We start from the raw sequence: 808 nt of genomic DNA on the forward strand, positions 1-808 counted from the left end.
CCCTCAACATCTGGGCGGCCAACCTGGAGGCCAACAAGGACAAGGCGGTCGCCCTGCAGTCCGAAGAGGTCTACGACAAGTACATGAAGTACCTGACCGGCTGCGAGAACTTCTTCCGCAAGGGTGTCACCAATGTGGGGCAATTCACGTTGGTCAAGTAGGGCGGGACAAGTCGGCCCCGAACGGTTCACCGTTCGGGGCCGATTGCTTTACTGGGCCGGTTACTTCTCCAGCGTGAACTGATTGACGTCGGTGTAGCCCGCACGGAACAACTTCGCGCAGCCGGTCAGGTACTTCATGTACCGGTCGTAGACCTCCTGGGACTGGATGGCGATCGCCTGCTCGCGATTGGCCTCGAGTGCCTCGGCCCACAGGTCCAAGGTCCTGGCGTAGTGCAGCTGCAGCGACTGGACGCGGGTCAGGTCGAAGCCCGCGGTCACTCCGTACTCGCCGACGGTCTGCGGCGTCGGCAGCCAGCCGCCGGGGAAGATCTCGGCCAGGATGAACTGCGAGAACTGCACGATTTCGTGGGTCAGCTTCAGGCCCTTGGCCCGCGCGTCTTTGAACGACGGCCGAACGATGGTGTGCAGCAACATCACTCCGCCGGGCGGCAGCGCCTGGTAGGCCATTTTGAAGAAGCGGCCGTAGCGCTGCCGGCCGAAGTGCTCGAACGCGCCAATCGTGACGATCCGGTCGACCTTGTCCTCGAACTCTTCCCAGCCCTGCAACCGCACCTCGATGTTGCGGCTGGTCGGCAATCCGGCCAGCTTGTTCTTGCTGTACTCAAATTGATTGCGGCTCAGCGCGA

The 808-nt window shown here is 62.4% G+C and carries 2 protein-coding genes; one reads left to right on the top strand and one right to left on the bottom strand.

The window, feature by feature from the left end; translation table 11 throughout:
- Positions 1 to 161, top strand: a 161-nt coding sequence (locus A5624_RS21445) for a class I SAM-dependent methyltransferase (RefSeq protein WP_197519004.1), incomplete at its 5' end; no start/stop codon positions are given.
- 60 nt (positions 162 to 221) lie between these two features.
- Here the strand turns inward: A5624_RS21445 and A5624_RS21450 are convergent.
- The coding region (locus tag A5624_RS21450) for a class I SAM-dependent methyltransferase (protein WP_066870702.1) at positions 222 to 808 on the bottom strand (587 nt) is incomplete at its 5' end.

The organism is Mycobacterium sp. 1482292.6, from assembly GCF_001672995.1.
Lineage (GTDB): Bacteria > Actinomycetota > Actinomycetes > Mycobacteriales > Mycobacteriaceae > Mycobacterium > Mycobacterium europaeum_A.